This window comes from Promicromonospora sp. NPDC090134 (assembly GCF_044746965.1).
Lineage (GTDB): Bacteria > Actinomycetota > Actinomycetes > Actinomycetales > Cellulomonadaceae > Promicromonospora.
The window spans coordinates 144370-162897 of sequence record NZ_JBIVCZ010000003.1 but is presented as its reverse complement, the minus strand read 5'-3'; the positions used below and the strand labels follow the sequence as shown (position 1 = coordinate 162897).

Sequence of the window (18528 nt, the reverse complement as noted above, 5' to 3'; positions counted from 1 at the left end):
CCGTGATCACCATGCCTCTCATCCCAGCGGGGGCGATCCCCCTGGTCACGGGCGTGCGGACGATGCCGGGGGTAGACCTGGCACTACCCCCGGGGTCCACCGCGCGCCCTCTTCGGCCGTACCCTCCGGCGGTACCGTGAGGGCGTGCGCCGACCCGACAGCCTCGCCCTCGCCCTGCGCCGGCCCGGGTACCTGGTGTCCGCGTGGCTGCCCCGTGCCTGGCTGTTCACCCTCACGAGCGCGCTGATCACGGGGCCGTTCGTGATCCTGATCTTCAGCGGCCTCCTGCGGTCGCAGTCGCTGTACGCCCTGGTCGCCCTCCTGGTGGTCGCCACGCTGGTGTGCAGCCCCCTGATCGCCCGGCTCGACCGGTTCCGCGTCTCCCTGCTGGGACAGGACCGGATCGCCGACCCGCACACGCAGGAGCTGGTCCGGCTGCGCCTCGGGGAGGCGGCGACCTGGCGCGAGGTCCTCTACGTGACGGCCTGCCTGGTGGTCGGCTGGGCGTGCGCCGGAGCGCACCTGCTGGTCGTCGCGGCGGTGTCGGCCGCGGTGACGATCCCGGAACGGGTGATCGCGGGCGATCCCGTCTGGGACGCGAACCCGGCGGGCGTCGCGCTCGGCTTCGCCGTCGCCGTGCTCAGCCTCCCGGCGCTGGGCTACACGGTCGGGCTGCTCGCGCTGGCCCAGGGCGCGCTGGCGCGGATCCTGCTCGCGCCCCGCGGCGACGAGCTGCGTCGTCAGATCGCCCGGCTGACGGCGTCGCGGGCGAACCTCGTCCGGTCGTTCGAGGGCGACCTGCGCCGCATCGAGCGTGACCTGCACGACGGCGCCCAGCAGAAGCTGGTGACCCTCGCCATCGCCCTCGGCTCCGCGGAGCTGGATCTCGCGGAGCTGGACGCCGACGAGCTGGCCCGGGCAGGTGTCGACGTCGCGCGGCTGAAAGGCCGGCTCGACCGGGCGCACGACCTCGCTGAGGCCGCGCTCGACGACCTCCGCTCGACGGTCCGTGCAATCCATCCCCGGGTGCTCGCCGACCACGGGCTGACCCCCGCCGTGCACGAGCTGACGTCACGCATGCCCGTCCCGGTGACGCTGACGAGCGCGGTGGAGGACCGGTTCGACGCCGAGGTCGAGCTCTGCGCCTACTTCGTCGTCAGCGAAGCCCTGACGAACGTGGCGCGCCACAGCCGGGCGCGCGGTGCCGGCGTCGAGGTGGCGCAGGACGGCGACGTGCTGACCGTCCGGGTCCACGACGACGGCGTGGGCGGCGCGGACCCGCGCACCGGGACCGGCCTCGCCGGCCTGCGCGAGCGTGCCGAGGCGGCCGGCGGAAACCTGACGGTGTCCAGCCCGGCCGGCGGCCCGACGACTGTCGCCCTGCTCCTGCCCGCTCGTGCGCCCGCCGTGGTGCCCGCCGGACCGACCGGGGCGGCCTGACGTGCGGGTCGTGCTGGCGGAGGACTCGGTGCTGCTGCGGGACGGACTGGTCTCGCTGCTCGAACGCGTGGGGCACGAGGTGGTGCACGTGACGGGCGACGCCGGCGAGCTCGTGCGGCTGGTGCTCGCCGACGGCGCCCACGGCGAGCTGCCCGACCTGGTGATCACGGACGTCCGGATGCCGCCCCGGCTGGAGAACGACGGCATCGACGCGGCGGTCGAGCTCCGGCGGCACTTCCCGGCCCTGCCCGTCGTGCTGCTCTCGCAGTACGTCGCCGACGCCTACGCGCGGGACCTGCTCGCGGGCTCCTCCGGTGGGATCGGTTACCTGCTCAAGGACCGGATCGGCCGCGTGAGCGACGTCATGACGTCGTTGGAGGTCGTCGCGTCCGGTGGCACGGTGATCGACCCGCAGATCGTCCGGTCGCTGCTCGACCGGCGTGCGTCCCCGCTGGACGTCCTGACGCCCCGCGAGCGGGAGGTGCTCGCGCTCATGGCCGAGGGCCGGTCGAACCCCGAGATCGCCGCGCGGCTCGTGGTGAGCGACGCCGCGGTGGCCAAGCACATCGGGAACGTGTTCGCCAAGCTCGGCCTCACCGCCGACGAGACCGGGCACCGCCGGGTGCGGGCCGTGCTCGCCTACCTGCGCGGCTGAGCGGTCGCCCGCGCCCGATCGTGCAACCGAGGGACCATCCGGACAACTTGGCACTTGTATGTCATGTGACCAACGCCTACTGTTCGGGTTGTTAGCGTTCACATCGACGTGAAGGGTTCATTGATGAGCCGACGAACGACTGCCAGGTTCGGAGCCGCCCTCGTGGCCGGCGCCCTGGTCACCGTCCCGCTCGCGGCGGGCGCGCCGGCTGCCGACGCCGGCACCGGCACCGCTGCCGACGCCGGCACCGCCGGCACGCAGGTCGCCGGAGCCGCCGGTACCGGGGGCGGCGGGCCCGAGGACGAGTACGCCCCGCGCTCCCTCCCGTTCGCCCTGCCGGGATTCAAGGAGCAGGAGTTCGACGGCGCACTCCTGGTCGGCGAGGGGCACGCCCGGTTCTCGCTGGCGTTCAACATGGTGACGCCTGCCGGCCGGGTGCTCGACGACAACATGGTCCCGTGGATCAAGCGCATCGGGACGGTCACGCCCGACGGCTCGTACTACGAGATCGACATGACCACCGACAACCGGAACATCACGCCCGAGACGATCGGAGCCCTGCGCGCCGTCCTGGCCCATCCCGAGGACTGGTCCGAGGCGGAGGTCGCCGAGGCGCGCGAGCAGCTGCCGGTCCAGGAGGCCGCGTACGAGGCGGCCGTGCGCGACACCCGCACCGTCCGGCTGCGGTTCTCGACCACGGACGACGGCGAGATCGTGGGCTCGGCCACCGCGCTGACCGACGACACCGAGGTGTTCCTGCAGGCCAGCCCGCCGTGGGCGGAGCCCAGCACGTATCGCCCCGAGGGGGAGCGCTCGATCGTCGCGACGTCGGCGGGCGTGCGCGACGCGTCCGAGGTGGGCAGCTTCCGGCTCGACTCGACCGAGACACCCGAGGAGACCACCGGCTACGCGAACGTCGCCGAGCTGCTCAAGGGTCTGGCCGGCAAGGAGTACGCGGCGGGCGAGGGCGCCGTCGCGCAGCGGTACACGCTGGAGGCGGGCGAGACCGTCGCGTTCCACGCCGCGGTCTCGACCGCGGCACCCGACCGGTCCCGGCTGAGCACCGGGGACGTGACGCGGATCCTGGACCGCGCCGAGGCGCGGGCCGACGACGACACCCTGAACGGCCGCGGCCCGACCGGCCAGGCGGCGACGTACCTGCGCGACGCGATGTCGCTGAACGACAACTGGGACGAGAAGTACGACCGGTCGTTCGTCATGTGGGGCCTCGGCGGCGGCGGTGACGACATCTTCCTGGGCTGGGACTCCGCCTGGGACGCGATCACCGAGCTGAGCGTCGACCCGGCCACGGCGCTCGACCACATCCGCGACTTCTACGACCAGAAGGGCCCGCGCTACGACCAGCTCCACGCCGGGCCGATGCACACCTACGCGGCCTGGCGGGCGTACACGCGCACGGGGGACCGCAGCATCCTGGAGCTCGTCTACCCGATCATGACGCGGTACATCGAGCGGATGCCGGAGTTCGACACGAACCAGGACGGGCTCCTGGAGAGCCCGTGGGTCGAGGAGCGCCGCGGCGGCCGCGGCAACCACCTGGGCCTCGACGACAGCCCGCAGTACTGGAACTACGTCGAGGTCCCGCGCGACGGCGGCACCGACACGCGGGAGAACACCAACCTGACCGACGTCGCGCTCAACTCCTACTACGGCCTCATGGCCGAGAACCTGGCGCAGATGGCCACGGTGCTCGGCGACACCGCCGGGGCCGAGCGGTACGCCGCGCTGCACGAGCGGCTCGAGGTGCGCATGAACGAGCACCTGTGGAACGAGGAGCGCGGCCTCTACCTCAACCGGTACCTCGACGGGAGCTGGGAGCCCACCAACACGCCCACGGTCTTCTACCCGCTGTTCGGCGGGCTGGCGACGCCGGAGCGCGCGGAGATCCTGGTCCGCGACCACCTGGAGAACCCGGAGGAGTACGGCGGCGAGTTCGTGATCCCGAGCGTGGCGCGCAACGACCCGGCGTTCTGCGCCGGGCGAGCCAACGAGTCGACCGAGGCCTACCGGTACTTCCAGTCGCCGGGGGAGGAGGACTCGTGCGAGGAGTGGCAGGGCGCCGCCTGGCCCCCGATGAACGCCACGGTCTACGACGGCCTCAAGCGGTACGGCCTGGACGAGGCGGCCGCCGAGCTGGCGACGAAGTCGACGCGGATGTGGCTGACCTCGTACCAGGAGATCGGCTGGTTCCCGGAGTACTTCGACCCCGAGCCGGGCCAGCTCATCAACAACGTGGCGACCGACACCGCGTGGCGCACCTACTCGTGGTCCAACCTGATGCCGCTGATGAGCACGCAGGAGCTGATCGCGGACGAGCCGTGGGGCGACGCCGCAGGCTTCCGCTTCGGCACCCTCGGCCTGCCCGGCACCAACACGGTCTCGGAGGTGCCCCTGAAGGGGCACGCGTGGTCGGTGACGGCGGGTCCGCGCACGACGACGCTGGAGCGTGACGGCCGCACGGTGGTGCGCGCCGAGGGCGGGCGGATCGTGGCCCGGGACGTGGTGCTGGACGCCGCCCGCGGCGGGAACGCCATGGACGTCACGACGACGTCCCGCACCACGATCACGGTGACTGTCCCGGGCAAGCTGCCGCACGTCTTCCAGGTCAAGAAGGGCGACACCCACCTCACCTGGTGACGGGATCCCGGCGGACGTGTCAGACCCTCGGGTCACTCCGGTGACCTGACGGTCTGACACGTCCGTGCGTTTCTGACGGGTCTCGACGAGCCGCCGGCCCGGGTGCCAGACGAACGCGGGGTGCTGGACGAACGCGGGGCGCTAGACGAAGATCCCGAGCAGCAGGACCACCAGCAGGGCGACGACCGAGAGCACGGACTCCATCAGCGACCAGGTCTTGAACGTCTGGCCCACCGTCATGCCGAAGTACTCCTTGACGAGCCAGAACCCGGCGTCGTTCACGTGGGAGAGGAACACCGAGCCCGCGCCGACGGCGAGCACGAGCAGCGCGGCCTGGGTGGGCTCGAGGCCCGCGGCCAGGGGCGCCATGATGCCCGCGGCGGTGATGGTCGCGACGGTGGCCGAACCGGTGGCGATGCGGATGAGCGCCGCCACGAGCCAGCCCGCCAGCAGCGGGGTGATCCCGGCGTCGGCGATGCCTGACGCGATGACGTCGCCGACACCCGAGTCCACGAGCGTCTGCTTGAAGCCGCCGCCCGCGCCCACGATGAGCAGGATCCCGGCGATCGGCGCGAACGAGGAGCCGACGAGGTCGCCGAGCTGCTGACGCGTGCGGCCGACGGCGGTGCCGAAGGCGAACAGCGCGAACAGCGACGTGATGAGCAGCGCCACGAGCGGCTCGCCGAGGAACTCCAGCACGGTGCCGTAGCCCGTCTCGGCGGCGCCCGAGATCTCGACCACGGACCGCGCGAGCATCAGGATCACGGGGAGCAGCACGACCAGGACCGAGATGCCGAACGACGGCTTGCGCAGCATGGTGCCGGTCGCGGTGCCCGTCGCGGTAGCGGTGGCCGTGGCGTTCCCGGTGCCATCGGACGACGGCGAGCCGCCCGTGCCACCGGTGCCGCCCGCGCCCGTGCCGCCTGTGCCCGTGCCGCCCGCGGCGTCGTCGGACATGCCCAGCACGGTGGTGGGCGGGTCCAGCTTGACCCAGCGGGTGAGCGGGATGGCGAGCAGCGGCCCGGCGATGATCACCGTCGGGATCGCGACCAGCAGGCCGAGGCCCAGCGTGAGGCCCAGGTTGGCGCCGAGCGCGTCGATGGCGAGCAGCGGCCCGGGGTGCGGCGGCACGAGGCCGTGCAACGCGGAGAGCCCGGCGAGGGCCGGGATACCGACCAGGACGGGGTTGGCGCGCATGCGGCGCGCCACGATCATCACGACCGGGATCAGCAGCACCACGCCGACCTCGAAGAACAGCGGGATGCCGACCACGAACGCGATGAGCGCCATGGCCCAGGGCAGACGCCGTACGGGCGTCCGGTCCAGGATCGTGTCGACGATCCGGTCGGCGCCGCCCGAGTCGATGAGCAGCTTGCCGATGATCGCGCCGAGCGCGATGAGCACCCCGACGCCGGCGACGGTGGACCCGAGGCCGGCCGTGAAGCTGGTGAACGTGTCCGTGAGGCCCACCCCGGCCACGATCGCGAGCACGCCCGAACCGAGCACGAGCGCGAGGAACGGGTGCATCTTGAGCCAGACGATGAGTCCGACGATGACGACGATGCCGATGAGCGCGGCGAGGACGAGCTGCGGGGTCGAGGCGGTCGGGGCGGTGTCCGCCGCGGCGGCGGAGATGGTGAGGGCAGTGGTGCCGAGCATCAGGCGTCCTCTCCCAGCAGGTGCAGGATCTCGTCGACGATCTGGTCCGGGCGCGGCGTGACGTCCACGGAGAACCCGGGCTCGTCGTCCGCCAGGGGCTCCAGCGCGGCGAGCTGGCTGTCGAGCATCTCGGGCTTCATGAAGTGCCCGGCGCGGCCCTGGATGCGGGTGCGCAGCAGGTCGTACGAGCCGGTGAGGTGCACGAACTGCACGCCGCCGTTCGTGCCGCTGCCCGCCGTCTCCAGCAGGTCGCGGTAGCTGCGGCGCAGGGCACTGCACGGCACGACGGCGCTGCGGCCCTCGTTCAGCTCCTTGGCGAACCAGTCGCGGATGCCACGCAGCCAGGGCCAGCGGTCCTCGTCGTCCAGGGGATGGCCTGCGGCCATCTTGGCGACGTTCTCGGGCGAGTGGAAGTCGTCGCCCTCGGCGAACGACGCCCCCAGGCGGCCGGCGAGGAGGGCGGCGACCGTGGTCTTGCCCGAGCCGGCCACGCCCATCACGACGATGGCACGGGGTGCGGGAACGGTTCCGGCGGGGTCGGCCCCGCCGCTTGTCTGGGGCGAGAACATCGCTGTCTCGGTGACGTCTGTGTCCATGGCACCTATCTTCACCCATTGATGACACCATTCGTGCGTGATTCATGTCACCAATGGTGTGACCAATCGGCCGCCCGTGATGGTGCCAACTAGGCTGTGAGGATGCCCCCAGTGCTGCACAGTCCCGTCCTCGACGCTCTGGGCCGGCGCATCACTGGTGGTGAGCTGCCGGCGGGTGCCGCGCTCACGCTTGACGGCATCGGCAGCGAGTTCGGGGTGTCCCGGACTGTCGCGCGCGAGGCGATGCGCCTGCTCGAAGGTCTCGGGCTGGTCCGGTCCGGCCCTCGGGTGGGGATCGTCGTGCTGCCCCACTCGGCCTGGAACGTGCTCGACCCCCGGGTCATCGCGTGGCGCCTGGACGGCCCGGGCCGCACGTCGCAGCTCCGTTCCCTCACCGAGCTGCGCCAGGCCGTCGAGCCGCGGGCGGCGGCCGGGGCGGCCCGCGGCTCGACGGCGGCGGTGCGCGACGAGCTCGTCGCCACCGCGAGCCAGATGCGCAAGCTGGGCGAGGCCGGCGAGGGTGACGGCGCGGAGTTCCTCGCGCTCGACATCCGCATGCACGAGCTGCTCATGCGCTCCAGCGGCAACGAGCTGTTCAGTGCGCTCGCCGACGTCGTCGCCGTCGTGATCTCCGGGCGCATCCACCTCGGACTCATGCCCGCCTACCCCGTGCCGGAGGCGCTCGACGCGCACGAGGCGGTGGCCCGGGCGGTCGCCGCGGGCGACGCCGAGGCCGCCGAGGAGGCGATGGCGCGCATCGTGCGCGAGGTGCGCGGCGCGCTCGACGACGGCTCGGCGCCCGCGCACCCCGCTCAGGCCTGACTGCCGAACCAGCTCTCCTGTGCGGCGTCCAGGCCCGTGGAGGCGTCCCAGTCCTTGAGGGGCTCGGAGAACTCCCACTGGTATCCGAACGGGTCGACGCACTCGAACACGCGGTCGCCCCAGGCCTCGTCGGCCGGCTCCGACGTGATGGTGCAGCCGGATGCCCGGCAGTAGTCGTAGCTCGCGGCCAGGTCGTCCACGCCCAGGCCGACGGCCACGCCGAGCCCGCGCGGGCCGCGCTGGGTGAGCCGTTCGCGCTCGCTGTCCGGGAACGGCATGCCGACCAGGGCGTCGACGATGAGCTGCACCTCGCCGCGCGCCAGGATCGTCATCACCGGACCGCCGTCGGGGCCCGGGACCGAGCCCACCTCCTCGAAGCCGAAGCCCCGGTAGAGCTCCGCCGCCGCGACGACGTCGTCCACCCGCAGACCCACTCGGAACGCTGCTGCTACCACTGGTGCCTCCCTGATGGTGTCGCCGTCGGCGCGCCCGGCGCTCCATTTGGGTACGGCGTACGCAAACTATAGTCGATGCCGACGCGCCGCGCGGGCGACGTGCCGTACGGGTGATGTGCAGCGCGGGCGACGAGCCGGAGGAGGCGACGCATGGCAGAGGCAGGCGACGAGCGGGACCGGGTGCGGACCCTGGACCTGCTGTGGGGCACACGGGAGTCCTCCGGGCTCGGCCGCAAGCCCGGGCTGGGCCTCGACCGGATCGTGGCGGCGGGCGTGGACGTCGCGGACGACGGGGGCCTGGACAGCCTCTCGATGCGGCGTGTCGCCGACCGGCTGGGTGTGGGTGCCATGTCGCTCTACCGGCACGTGCGGGACAAGGCGGAGCTGCTCGACCTCATGGTCGACCGGGTGCTCGCCGAGGTGCGCTACGACGATGCGGGCGGGCCGGACGGCGCGGGCGACACCGGCGACGGGAACGCCTGGCGCCCGCGGCTGGAGCGGGTGGCGGACGAGAACCGGGCGCTCTTCGAGCGGCATCCGTGGCTGCTGGGCCGGTTCGAGAGCAGGCCTCCGCTCGGGCCGGGGACGATCGCCAAGTACGACGCCGAGCTGCGCGCCGTCGACGGGATCGGGCTGAGCGACGTCGAGATGGACCTCGTGCTGACCCTGGTGCTGGGTTACGCCCGGGATGCCACGGCCGGCCTGCTCGCCTGGCGGTCGCTCCCCGAGCGTTCCGGCCAGGACGACGCCCGGTGGTGGGCGGAGCACGCGCCCCACATGGCACGGGTCCTGGGGGACCGCTACGCGCTGGCCGCGCGGGTCGGCACCGCCGCGACGAGCCAGTACGGCGGTCTGCACGACGCCGAGCGCGCCTGGGCGTTCGGCCTGTCGCGGGTCCTGGACGGGATCGGGTCCTTCGTCGGGCGCGACCGGTCGTAGGCAGCTCGTCGCAGGTGGCTGGTCGCAGGCCCAGGCCGGGGGAGCCCTAGATCGCGGCCAGCAGCGGCAGCCGGACGGCGGGCGGCAGCGGTGCGACGTCGGGCCGGGCGCTGATCGACTGGATCTGCAGCGCCGCGAACCGGCGCGAGGCGGCGACCGCGGCCTTGCGGGACGAGGCCCGGATGCCGGAGTTCGCCATGATCAGCATGATCAGGTCGTCGAGCACGAAGTCGCGCCGCAGGCCGCCGGAGTCCTTCGCGCGCTGGATCAGCTCGGCCAGCGACCGCAGGGCGTGCGTACGCTCGCGAGCGAAGTCGACGGCCTTCGGGAACGCCGTGACGAACGCCGCGGTGAAGCCGCGGTCCAGGGCGTGCATCACGCAGACCTCCTCGATCACCGCACGGAGCCCGTGCCACGGGTCGGGGTCGGCCAGGCCCTGCTCGACGATCCGCGAGCAGGTCGCCATCTGCTCCCCGAACGCCTCGGTGACCAGCGCCTCCTTGGTCGGGAAGCGCCGGTACAGCGTCGCCGGCCCGACGCCGGCGCGTCGGGCCAGCTCCCGCATCGGGACGTCGATGCCACGCTCCGCGAACGTCGCGCGCGCCACCTGGAGGATGCGCTCGCGGTTGTCCCGCGCGTCGGAGCGCAGCTCGCGCGCCGGGTACGGTTCCAGGGCCTCGGGCGGCGCGGTCTCCAGCTGCTCGGTCATGACTCTCGCTTCGCCGAAACGGACGGGGTGTTCCACTCTCACGAAACATCATCGCACCGTCACCCCGGCATTCGCTCCCGGCCGGAAAACACGTCGCGGGGGAGTCCTCGTCCTGCGACACTCCTGCGATGCGGATCAGCAGGGTGCAGCCGGACGGGCTGCACGCGACGCCGGGCTACCACCACGTGACGATCGTCGAGGAGGGCCGGACCGCCCACCTGGCGGGCCAGTGCCCGCTCGACGCGTCCGGCGCGCTCGTCGGGGCCGACGACCCACTGGCGCAGGCGGACCAGGTCGCCGCCAACGCCCTGGTGGCGCTCGCCGCGGTCGGCGCCGCGCCGCAGGACGTCGTCCGCTCCGTCGTCTACGTGGCGAGCGCCGACCGCGCCGTGCTCTCGGCGGTCTGGCACCGGCTGAACACCGGCCCCGTCGCCGAGGCGTTCACCACCGCGAGCACGCTCCTGGGCGTCACGGTGCTCGGCTTCGCCGGCCAGCTCGTCGAGGTCGACCTGACGACGGCGCTCCCCGACTGACCCCGCCCGGCCATCACCAGACCTGCCACCACCGGATCGGCCCTCGGCAGGAATGGCGCGGCGCGGTTGGTCCGGCCGACCCCGCCCGGCGCGGCGGTGGTCAGTTCTGCAGCAGCACCTTGATCGCGCGCCGCTCGTCCATGGCGCGGTAGGCCTCCGCGACCTCCGACAGCGGCAGGGTCAGGTCGAAGACCTTGCCCGGGTCGATCTCGCGCTTCCACACCAGGTCCAGCAGGTGCGGCAGGTAGGCGCGGACCGGCGCGACGCCGCCGTGGATGCCCTTGTTGCCCCAGAACAGCGTGTCGGTGGGCAGGTCGCCGTGCGGTACGCCGACCAGGCCGATCATGCCGCCCGGCCGGACCAGCTCCACGGACTGGGCCCGGGCCTCCGCGGTGCCGACGCACTCCAGCACCGCGTCCGCGCCGATGCCCTCGGTCAGCTCCAGCACCTTGGCGAGGCCCTCCTCACCGCGCTCGGCGATGATGTGGGTCGCGCCGAACTCCTCGGCCACCTTCTGCCGTGACGCGTGCCGGCTCATGGCGATGATCGTGGTGGCGCCGAGCTGGGCCGCGGCCAGCACGCCGCTCAGCCCGACGGCGCCGTCGCCCACCACCACGACGCTCGAACCCGGCCCGACGCCGGCCGAGACGGCCGCGTGCCAGCCTGTGCACATCACGTCCGACAGGCTCAGCAGGCTCGGGATCAGGTCGGCGTCCGGCTCGCCGGGGGTGGCGAGCAGGGTGCCGTCCGCGTTCGGGATCCGGATCTTCTCGGCCTGGCAGCCGTCGTAGCCGCCCCCGTGCAGGCAGTTGGCCTGCATGCCCTTGCGGCACACCGCGCAGGTGTTGTCGCTGTGCAGGAACCCGCCGACCACGAAGTCGCCGGGCTTGACGGTGGTGACGTCGGCGCCGACCTGCTCGACGACGCCGACGTACTCGTGGCCGATCGGCGTGGGCCGCTTGACCTCGGAGATCCCGCGGTAGCGCCACAGGTCCGAGCCGCACACGCAGGCGGCGACGGTCCGGATGACGGCGTCGGTCGGTTCGACGATCTCGGGGTCGGCCCGCTCCTCGAAGCGGACGTCCCCGGCTCCATGAATGATTGCTCCTCGCATGCCCCTATTCAACACGCGCCGTGCGGATGAGGGAGTGTCTGTCGTTACCCCTCGCCGTCCGGCTGGGTGACCGGCACGCGGCGGCTCAGGCGCGCGCGGCGCGGACGACGTCGGCCAGCGGGGTGGCGGGGCGGCCCAGGAGGCGGGCCAGGTCGTCGCTGTCGGTCTGCAGGTCGCCGGCCGCGATCGAGGCGTCGAGCCCGGCCACGAAGCCGGCGGTCCCGGCGTCGAGGCCGACCTGCTGGAGCTCGGCCGCGTAGTCGGCCACCGACAGGTCGCGGTAGGTCACCGCGGTGCCGGTGACGTCGCTGATCGTCGCCGCCAGCTCCGCGAACGTGAACGCGGGCCCGCCCAGCTCGTGGACGACGACGGGGGCGGTGCCGTCGGTCGTCCCGGAGCCGGCCGCGTCGTCGGCCAGCAGGGCGGACGCCGCCGCGCCGGCGTAGTCGGCGCGCGGCGCGGCCGAGACCTTGCCGTCCGCCGTGGCCCCCACGATCTCGCCGCGCTCGAGGAACTCGCCGAGCCGCTCGGTGTAGTTCTCGGTGTACCAGCCGTTGCGCAGCAGGGTGACCGGGACTCCCGACGCGCGCAGCACCTGCTCGGTGGCCTGGTGCTCCCCGGCGAGCGGGTTGGTGGTGTCGTCAGCGTTGAGGATGCCGGTGTAGGCGATGCGCTGCACGCCGGCGGCCTTCGCCGCGTCGATCACCGCGGTGTGCTGCGCGACGCGCGCGCCGGGCTCGCTGCCCGAGACCAGCAGCAGCCGCTGGACGCCGTCCAGGGCCGCGGGCAGGGTCTCCGGGCGGTCGTAGTCGCCCTCGCGGACCTGCACGCCGCGCTCGGCGAGGTCGGCCGCCTTCTCGGGGGTGCGCGCGATCGCGACCACGTCGGCGGCGGGCACGCCGCGGGACAGCAGCTCCTCGACGACGAGGCGGCCCAGGTGTCCGGTGGCTCCGGTGACGGCGTAGGTGGTCATGGTTCTCTCCAGTTCGCGGTGCGGTGTGTGTGTCGAGCGGCCCGTTGGCCAGTTGCCAACGGATAGCACTAACGAATCGAAAGTACACCACATTCCGAGGGTGCGCGGTATCCTCGTGTCGTGAGCATCACCGACCTCGAACCCGCCGACCTGCCGGGCGACGGCCCGAGCGGGCCGCCGCAGGAGCTGGTGACCGACGTCTTCGCCCGCGGCTGCACGTCGCGGGCCGCCTTCGAGGTGGTCACCTCCAAGTGGGCGTCGCTCGCGCTGCTCGCGCTGGGAGAGGGCAGCTACCGGTTCAACGCGCTGCGCCGCCGCGTCGAGGGGGTCAGCGAGAAGATGCTGTCCCAGACGCTGCAGGCCCTGGAGCGGGACGGCATGGTCACCCGCGACGTCGTCACCACCATCCCGCCGCGCGTGGAGTACGGGCTGACGCCGCTGGGGGAGCAGGTGGCGCAGCGACTGCGCGCGCTGGCGGACCTGCTGGAGGCCACGGCGGCGGCGTCGGCCCGGGAGGTTGCCGGGGCGGACGATGCGCCGGAGCCCGGCCCGAGCCGCTGACCCGTCACCCCACGCGCGAGACGTGGTAGTGGCTGATCAGCCAGCGGTCCTCCTCGCGGACGGCGACGACGGTGAGGTACGTCGGCACCTCCCGGTCAGGGCGGTGGAAGGTGACCGCCGCGTAGCCGAGCACGGCGTCGTCGCCCAGGGCCGTGGCGCGGATCAGCGTGTACTCGGCCGTGAGCCCGATCGGCTGCTTGCCGTAGTACGCCGAGACGACGCCCCGACCGAACGCCGGCTCCGGGTCGAAGCCCTGGAACAGGGCGTCCTGCGTGAACTGGGCGGCGATGTGCGCGAGGTCGCGGCGGCGGATCCCGTCGGACCACCGGTCGAGCAGTGCGGAGATCACCGCGTCGTCGTCCCGCCCGGTGTCGTCCCGCCCGGTGTCGTCCCGCCGGGTGTCGTCCCGCCCGGTGTCGTGCCGGCTGGTGTCGTGCTGGAGCATGATCCTTCTCCTTCTCCTTGTCCCGGTCCGGGGACCGGTGTGCTGCGTGGCCGGGGTGCCCGGCCGAGCGTGGGGCGGCCCGGGTGGGCCGCCCCGGACGGGTCAGTGGCCTGCGATCTGCCCGCCGTCGACGTGCAGGAACTCGCCCGTGACGAAGGGTGACTGCTCCAGGTAGAGGACGCCGCGGGCGACGTCGTCCACCTCGCCGATGCGGCCCAGCGGGTGCAGGCCGGCGAGGGCCTCGTGGGTCTCCTCCGGGTGCAGCGGGGTCTTGATGACGCCGGGGGAGACGGCGTTGAAGCGGATGCCCTCGGCCGCGTACTCGATGGCCAGGGCGCGCGTGGCCGAGGCGATGCCGCCCTTGGTCACGGACGCCAGGGCGGACGGGAACACCGAGAGCGCGCTCTCGACGAGGGTCGTGGTGATGCTCACGACGTGGCCGCCGCCGGCCGCCTGCATCAGGGGGATCGCCCGCTGCGTGAGGTGGAAGAAGCCGGCGACGTTGATGCCGACCATCGTCTCGAGGTCCGCGGCGGTGTACTCGGTGAACCGCTTGGCGATGAACACGCCCGCGTTGTTCACGACCGTGTCGACGCGGCCGAAGCGCTCGACGGCGGTCTTGATGATCCGGTCCGCGGTCGCGGGGTCGGAGATGTCTCCGCTGACGACGGCGAGGTCGTCGGCCTCGTCCCGGTCGATGGAGCGCGAGTTGGCGACGACGGCGTACCCGATCTGGCGGTACGCGTCGACCAGGCCGGCGCCGATGCCCTGGGAGGCTCCGGTGATGACGGCAACCTTGCGAGTGCTCATGGTCTTCTCTCCTTGGTAGACGGTCGGTCAACTACTGGGGTTCCCAGTTATAGTTGACCGGTCGTATGCTGTCAACATGCCGAGAAGCTCAGATGGTCGTGAACGCCTGATCGAAGCGGGCGTGGAACTGTTCTCCCAGCGTCCCTACGGTTCGATCGGTGTCGCGGAGCTGTGTGCGCGCGCCGGCGTGAACAAGGGGTCGTTCTACTACTTCTTCCCGTCCAAGGAGGCGCTGGCGCTGGCCGTGATCGACCGGCACTGGTCGTGGCAGAAGGGCGTGTGGACCGGGATCCTCGACGGCCCCGGCACCCTGCTCGAGCGGCTGCGCGGCCTGTTCGACGCCACGGCGCAGATGCAGGTCGACGCCCTGACGGGCACCGGCTGGGTGGCGGGCTGCCTGTTCGGCAACCTCGCCCTGGAGGTCAGCTCCCAGAACGAGCCGGTGCGGCTGCGCCTGCAGGAGATCTTCGACGAGCAGATCGAGATGATCGCGGCGCGGCTCGCCGCGGCGGTGGAGTCCGGGGACGTGCAGCCCCTGGCCGACGGCGTCGACGGGGCCGCCAAGGCGATCGTCGCCCAGCTCGAGGGGCTCGTGCTCTTCGCCAAGGTGTTCAACGACCCGTCGCAGCTCGACACGCTCTGGCGGAACAGCCTGGCGCTCCTGGGCCTGACGGCTCCGGCCGCCGCCTGACCACCCCGTCCCCAGCACTCGACGGAGTCGGGCCGGGTGGGGGTGCACTACGCTGCGCGCGTGACAGAACAGGACATTGCGGACGGTGTCGCGCCGGACGGTGTCGCGCCGGTCTTCTCGCCCGACGCGCACCGGCTCGACCTCGGGCGGCTCGGTGCGATCACGCTCGTGGTCGGCATCCTGCTGACCGGGCCGCTCGGCTGGGCGTGCGGCTACGCCGTCGTGACCGACCCGGACCCCGCCGTCGAGTGGATCGCCGGATTCTTCGGCCTGCTGTTCGGCGGCCTGTGCGTCCTGTTCGTGGCCTCGTTCTGGCGGGTCACCCGGCCGCGCGGCATCGTGGTCGACGTCGCCGGCATCTGGTTCTGGCACGGTACGTCCTGGGACCTGGTCCGCTGGACCCAGGCGGCGCGCATCGGCCTGCCTACGAGCTGCCGCCGGAGCTGCCCACGATCGGCGGGCCCGTCGACCACCTGAAGGCCAAGGCGAGCGACTGGGTCAAGAGCAAGGTCTTCGGGGCCCTGCGCGTGACCGACAAGCGGGGCATCGCGCTGGAGATCGTGCCGACGCGCGAGGAGGAGCTGGCCGGGATGTCGCGGCTGCGGCGCTACCGCGCCAAGGGCTCCGCCGGTGGTTCGACGCCGGCGCCGTGGCGCGTCCCGCTGCCCGGCGGGTACCACTCCTTCGAGAAGCTGGTCGCCGCCGGCGAGCGGTTCGGCGGGCACACCTGGGAGGGCTGGTTCCGCCGGCAGTGGACCGGCGGCGCCGGCCGCGGGCCGCGCGCGACCGACTGACCGTCGGCTCCGGTCACGGGCCGGCGGCGCCGGCCAGGTCGAGCCCCCACGCCGCACGGACCAGCGCGTGCCCCGACTCGGTCACGTCCAGGCCCCGGCCGGAGCGGTGCCGGGTCACCCAGCCGGCGTCGAGAAACCGTGCGCCGACGGCGGAGCCGAGCGCCCCGGCCAGGTGCGGCCGGCGCTCCGTCCAGTCGAGGCAGGCCCGGGTGGTCGGACGCCGGGCCGTGACGGCGCCCTCGACGTCCACCCCGAGCTCGCCCAGACCGACCGCGCCCGCGTCGGTCAGGGTCAGCTCGTCGCGGCCGGCGAGCCAGCCGGACCGCACCCAGGCGTCCGTCAGGCCGGTGCCGAGGCGGCCGGCGAGATGGTCGTAGCAGAACCGCGCGGCGGCCAGGTACTCGGCCCGGCGGCTGCGGCGGTACCCCGAGACGGGCGCGGCGTCGGCCAGCATGCCGAGGGACTCCAGCGCGGCCGCGACGTCCTCGCCCGCGAGGGCGTAGTAGCGATGCCGCCCCTGGGTCCGGGCGGTGACGAGGCCGGCGTCGAGCAGGACGGCCAGGTGCTCCGAGGCGGTCGAGGCGCTCACGCCGGCCGCCGACGCCAGCTCGCCCGCCGGACGGCGGGTGCCGTCCAGGAGCAGGTTGAGGAACACGGAGCGCGCCGGCGTGGACAGCGCCCGGCCCACCACGGTGAAGTCTCGGTCCCGGGTCATCGCCCGACGGTACGGCGCGGACATTTCGGCGTCCACCGAAGGGTTTCCGACCTACGGTCCCGGCATGAGCCACCCACAGACCGCCCCGCCCCTGCCCTGCGAGACCCAGCCGCACGCGGCCCTGTCGCACCCCTACGCCACCCGCCTGCACTGGGCCGGTTCCACCGGCGGCGGGCTCCGCGCCTACTCGCGCGACCACGTCGCGACCGCCGCACCCGCCACGCCGGTCGTCGAGCTGAGCGCCGACTCCGCCTTCCGCGGGGACCCCGACCGGCTCAACCCGGAGCAGCTGGTGGTGATGGCGGCGTCGTCGTGCCAGATGCTCTCCTTTCTCGGCGCCGCCGCCCGCGCCGGGGTGGACGTGCTCGCCTACGACGACGCGGCCACCAGCCACCTGGACCTGGCCGCCACGCCCGCGCGCCTCGGCACGATCCGCCTGGCCGTGACCGTCCGGGTGGCCGCCGGGACCGACGAGGCGCTGGTGCGAGAGCTCGCCGAGCAGGCGCACCACGCCTGCTACGTGGCCGCCTCCCTGGCCGTCCCCGTCGAGGTCGCCCTGGCGGTGACGATCGGATGAGCACCCACCTGCGGGACCTGGAGGTCCGCCTGCCCGACCGTCCCGGGGCGCTCGCGGACCTGGGCGAGGCCCTCGGCGCGGCGGGCGTCAGCCTGGAGGGCGGCGGCGTCTTCACGGTGGGCGACGTCGCGGTCGCCCACTACCTCGTGCACGACGGCGCCAGGGCCGCGCGGGCGGTCGCCGCCGCGGGGCTCGGGCCGGCGGTGGTGAGCGACGTCGTCCTGGCCCGGCTGGACCAGGAGACCCCCGGTCAGCTCGGCACGCTCGCCCGGCGCCTGGGCGACGCGCGCGTCAACGTGCAGGTCCAGTACAGCGACCACGTGGGCAACCTGGTGCTGCTGGTCGCGGACGACGAGGTCGCGGCGTGCCGGGAGGTCGTCGCGGAGTGGGGGCGGCGTCGGCCGCCCACCGACAGGATGTGATCGGCCGGCGTCACGCGGCCGGGAGCCCGCGTTACCGGGCCGGGACGCCGACCAGTTCCGCCGAGCGCTCCCAGAGGCGGCGGGCCAGGTCGGCGTCCTGGGCCTGGGGGTTGGTGCGGCGCGCGACCCGCCCGCGCTCGTAGTAGGCGCCGGACTGCCAGTCGACGCCGGGCTCGGTCTGCGCGAACCGGACCAGCTGCGCGGCGCCCCGCTCGGGCGAGGCCATGACCAGCCTGCCGATCCGGCTCTGGTACAGGGGCCGCATGAAGCTGGTGCTCTCGGCGGCGAAGTTCGTCGCGACGCCGCCCGGGTGGAAGGCGACCGACGACAGGCCCTGCCCGTGGAACCGCCGGTGCAGCTCGGTGGTGAACAGGATGTTCTCGAGCTTGGCCGTGCCGTAGGCGAGGTGGGGCGTGAAGTCCCGGTCGTGGTCGAGGTCGTCCAGCTCGAGATGGCCGAACAGCCGCGCGCCAACGCTCGACGTCTGGACGACGACGGCGCGGCTCGCCAGGAGCTTGTCGAGCAGCAGGTTGGTCAGCAGGAAGGGCGCCAGGTGGTTGACCTGGAGCGTCCGCTCGAAGCCGTCCTCGGTCTTGGCACGGTCGCCGAGGATGCCGCCCGCGTTGTTGGCCAGGACGTCGATCCGGGGGTAGGCCTCGTCGAGCTCCGCGGCCAGTCGGCGTGCGTCGGTGAGCCGGGCGAAGTCGGCCACGAAGCGGTCCGCGCCCAGCGTGCGGGCGACCTGCTCGGTCTTTTCCCGCGACCGTCCGACGACGACGACGCGGTGGCCGGCGTCGGAGAGCGTGCGTGCGGCCGCAGCGCCGATCCCGTCGCTGGCACCGGTGATGACGATGGTCCTGCGGGCGGGGAGGTCCATGGGGAACAGCATGCGCCCGCATGTGGGTCCGTCGGTACCGCCGCGCCCGGACTCGTCGGGGGCACCGGTTCCGAACATTTTTC

22 protein-coding genes are annotated in these 18528 nt (G+C 73.2%); 12 read left to right on the top strand and 10 right to left on the bottom strand.

From position 1 onward, the window contains the following. Positions 1-144: 144 nt before the first annotated feature. From ACIPN7_RS10375 to ACIPN7_RS10365, 3 genes are all read left to right on the top strand, one after another. Positions 145-1440, top strand: coding sequence for a sensor histidine kinase (locus ACIPN7_RS10375; RefSeq protein WP_400540837.1), 1296 nt, complete (start codon positions 145-147; stop codon positions 1438-1440). Between the two features lies 1 nt (position 1441). Then, complete coding sequence (locus ACIPN7_RS10370; RefSeq protein ID WP_400540834.1) at positions 1442-2095, top strand: LuxR C-terminal-related transcriptional regulator; 654 nt, start codon at positions 1442-1444, stop codon at positions 2093-2095. A gap of 123 nt (positions 2096-2218) precedes the next feature. Beyond that, positions 2219-4753 carry an amylo-alpha-1,6-glucosidase gene (locus ACIPN7_RS10365; RefSeq protein WP_400540831.1) on the top strand — a complete coding sequence of 845 codons (2535 nt, stop codon included), beginning with the start codon at positions 2219-2221 and terminating at the stop codon, positions 4751-4753. A gap of 141 nt (positions 4754-4894) precedes the next feature. On the opposite strand, the gene ACIPN7_RS10360 is transcribed toward ACIPN7_RS10365, so the two are convergent. Next, entirely contained in the window at positions 4895-6412 is a 1518-nt protein-coding gene (locus tag ACIPN7_RS10360; RefSeq protein ID WP_400540828.1) for an SLC13 family permease, read from the bottom strand. Next, a complete protein-coding gene (locus ACIPN7_RS10355; RefSeq protein WP_400540825.1) occupies positions 6412-7008 on the bottom strand; it encodes a gluconokinase in 597 nt (198 codons plus the stop codon). Before ACIPN7_RS10355 ends, ACIPN7_RS10360 begins: the two co-directional genes overlap by 1 nt. 102 nt (positions 7009-7110) lie before the next feature. Here ACIPN7_RS10355 and ACIPN7_RS10350 point away from each other — a divergent pair, with 102 nt between their 5' ends. Continuing rightward, positions 7111-7830, top strand: a complete 720-nt coding sequence (locus ACIPN7_RS10350; protein ID WP_400540822.1) for a FadR/GntR family transcriptional regulator — start codon at positions 7111-7113, stop codon at positions 7828-7830. Here the strand turns inward: ACIPN7_RS10350 and ACIPN7_RS10345 are convergent. Continuing rightward, the gene (locus ACIPN7_RS10345) at positions 7821-8285 is read right to left on the bottom strand and encodes a VOC family protein (RefSeq protein ID WP_400540819.1); all 465 of its coding nucleotides are present in this window, start codon (positions 8283-8285) and stop codon (positions 7821-7823) included. The two genes, ACIPN7_RS10350 and ACIPN7_RS10345, sit on opposite strands and share 10 nt — an antisense overlap. Before the next feature lie 150 nt (positions 8286-8435). Here ACIPN7_RS10345 and ACIPN7_RS10340 point away from each other — a divergent pair, with 150 nt between their 5' ends. Continuing rightward, positions 8436-9224 carry a TetR/AcrR family transcriptional regulator gene (locus tag ACIPN7_RS10340; RefSeq protein ID WP_400540816.1) on the top strand — a complete coding sequence of 263 codons (789 nt, stop codon included), beginning with the start codon at positions 8436-8438 and terminating at the stop codon, positions 9222-9224. Positions 9225-9270: 46 nt separating this feature from the next. Here the strand turns inward: ACIPN7_RS10340 and ACIPN7_RS10335 are convergent, their stop codons facing one another. Beyond that, on the bottom strand, positions 9271-9933 hold the full coding sequence (locus ACIPN7_RS10335) for a TetR/AcrR family transcriptional regulator (RefSeq protein WP_400540813.1): 663 nt from the start codon (positions 9931-9933) through the stop codon (positions 9271-9273). A 128-nt stretch (positions 9934-10061) separates the two neighbouring features. Between ACIPN7_RS10335 and ACIPN7_RS10330 the strand changes: the two genes are divergently transcribed. Further along, positions 10062-10466, top strand: coding sequence for a RidA family protein (locus ACIPN7_RS10330; RefSeq protein ID WP_400540810.1), 405 nt, complete (start codon positions 10062-10064; stop codon positions 10464-10466). 100 nt (positions 10467-10566) lie between these two features. On the opposite strand, the gene ACIPN7_RS10325 is transcribed toward ACIPN7_RS10330, so the two are convergent. Together ACIPN7_RS10325 and ACIPN7_RS10320 are read right to left on the bottom strand one after the other, a co-directional pair. Beyond that, positions 10567-11580, bottom strand: a complete 1014-nt coding sequence (locus ACIPN7_RS10325) for a zinc-dependent alcohol dehydrogenase family protein (RefSeq protein ID WP_400540807.1) — start codon at positions 11578-11580, stop codon at positions 10567-10569. An 85-nt stretch (positions 11581-11665) separates the two neighbouring features. Further along, positions 11666-12553, bottom strand: coding sequence for an SDR family oxidoreductase (locus ACIPN7_RS10320; RefSeq protein ID WP_400540804.1), 888 nt, complete (start codon positions 12551-12553; stop codon positions 11666-11668). 120 nt (positions 12554-12673) lie between these two features. Here ACIPN7_RS10320 and ACIPN7_RS10315 point away from each other — a divergent pair, with 120 nt between their 5' ends. After that, on the top strand, positions 12674-13114 hold the full coding sequence (locus ACIPN7_RS10315; RefSeq protein ID WP_400540801.1) for a winged helix-turn-helix transcriptional regulator: 441 nt from the start codon (positions 12674-12676) through the stop codon (positions 13112-13114). Between the two features lie 4 nt (positions 13115-13118). Here the strand turns inward: ACIPN7_RS10315 and ACIPN7_RS10310 are convergent, their stop codons facing one another. Together ACIPN7_RS10310 and ACIPN7_RS10305 are read right to left on the bottom strand one after the other, a co-directional pair. After that, the gene (locus ACIPN7_RS10310) at positions 13119-13559 is read right to left on the bottom strand and encodes a YybH family protein (protein ID WP_400540798.1); all 441 of its coding nucleotides are present in this window, start codon (positions 13557-13559) and stop codon (positions 13119-13121) included. 102 nt (positions 13560-13661) lie between these two features. Then, positions 13662-14369, bottom strand: a complete 708-nt coding sequence (locus ACIPN7_RS10305; RefSeq protein ID WP_400540795.1) for an SDR family NAD(P)-dependent oxidoreductase — start codon at positions 14367-14369, stop codon at positions 13662-13664. Positions 14370-14445: 76 nt separating this feature from the next. Between ACIPN7_RS10305 and ACIPN7_RS10300 the strand changes: the two genes are divergently transcribed. Genes ACIPN7_RS10300 through ACIPN7_RS10290 form a run of 3 tightly spaced genes read left to right on the top strand, consistent with a single transcriptional unit; the run spans position 14446 to position 15854 of the window. Continuing rightward, positions 14446-15060 (top strand): TetR/AcrR family transcriptional regulator, encoded by a 615-nt coding sequence (locus ACIPN7_RS10300; RefSeq protein WP_400540792.1) that lies wholly within the window; start codon positions 14446-14448, stop codon positions 15058-15060. A gap of 60 nt (positions 15061-15120) precedes the next feature. Beyond that, a complete protein-coding gene (locus tag ACIPN7_RS10295; RefSeq protein ID WP_400540789.1) occupies positions 15121-15537 on the top strand; it encodes a hypothetical protein in 417 nt (138 codons plus the stop codon). A 50-nt stretch (positions 15538-15587) separates the two neighbouring features. Then, positions 15588-15854, top strand: coding sequence for a hypothetical protein (locus ACIPN7_RS10290; protein ID WP_400540786.1), 267 nt, complete (start codon positions 15588-15590; stop codon positions 15852-15854). A 13-nt stretch (positions 15855-15867) separates the two neighbouring features. Here ACIPN7_RS10290 and ACIPN7_RS10285 read toward each other — a convergent pair whose 3' ends face one another. Further along, entirely contained in the window at positions 15868-16569 is a 702-nt protein-coding gene (locus ACIPN7_RS10285) for an ArsR/SmtB family transcription factor (protein ID WP_400540783.1), read from the bottom strand. 64 nt (positions 16570-16633) lie between these two features. On the opposite strand from ACIPN7_RS10285, the gene ACIPN7_RS10280 reads away from it, so the two are divergent. Beyond that, positions 16634-17146 (top strand): OsmC family protein, encoded by a 513-nt coding sequence (locus ACIPN7_RS10280; RefSeq protein ID WP_400540780.1) that lies wholly within the window; start codon positions 16634-16636, stop codon positions 17144-17146. Further along, positions 17143-17568 (top strand): ACT domain-containing protein, encoded by a 426-nt coding sequence (locus ACIPN7_RS10275; RefSeq protein WP_400540777.1) that lies wholly within the window; start codon positions 17143-17145, stop codon positions 17566-17568. Before ACIPN7_RS10280 ends, ACIPN7_RS10275 begins: the two co-directional genes overlap by 4 nt. Before the next feature lie 31 nt (positions 17569-17599). Here ACIPN7_RS10275 and ACIPN7_RS10270 read toward each other — a convergent pair whose 3' ends face one another. After that, positions 17600-18445, bottom strand: a complete 846-nt coding sequence (locus tag ACIPN7_RS10270) for an SDR family NAD(P)-dependent oxidoreductase (protein ID WP_400540775.1) — start codon at positions 18443-18445, stop codon at positions 17600-17602. Between the last annotated feature and the right edge of the window lie 83 nt (positions 18446-18528).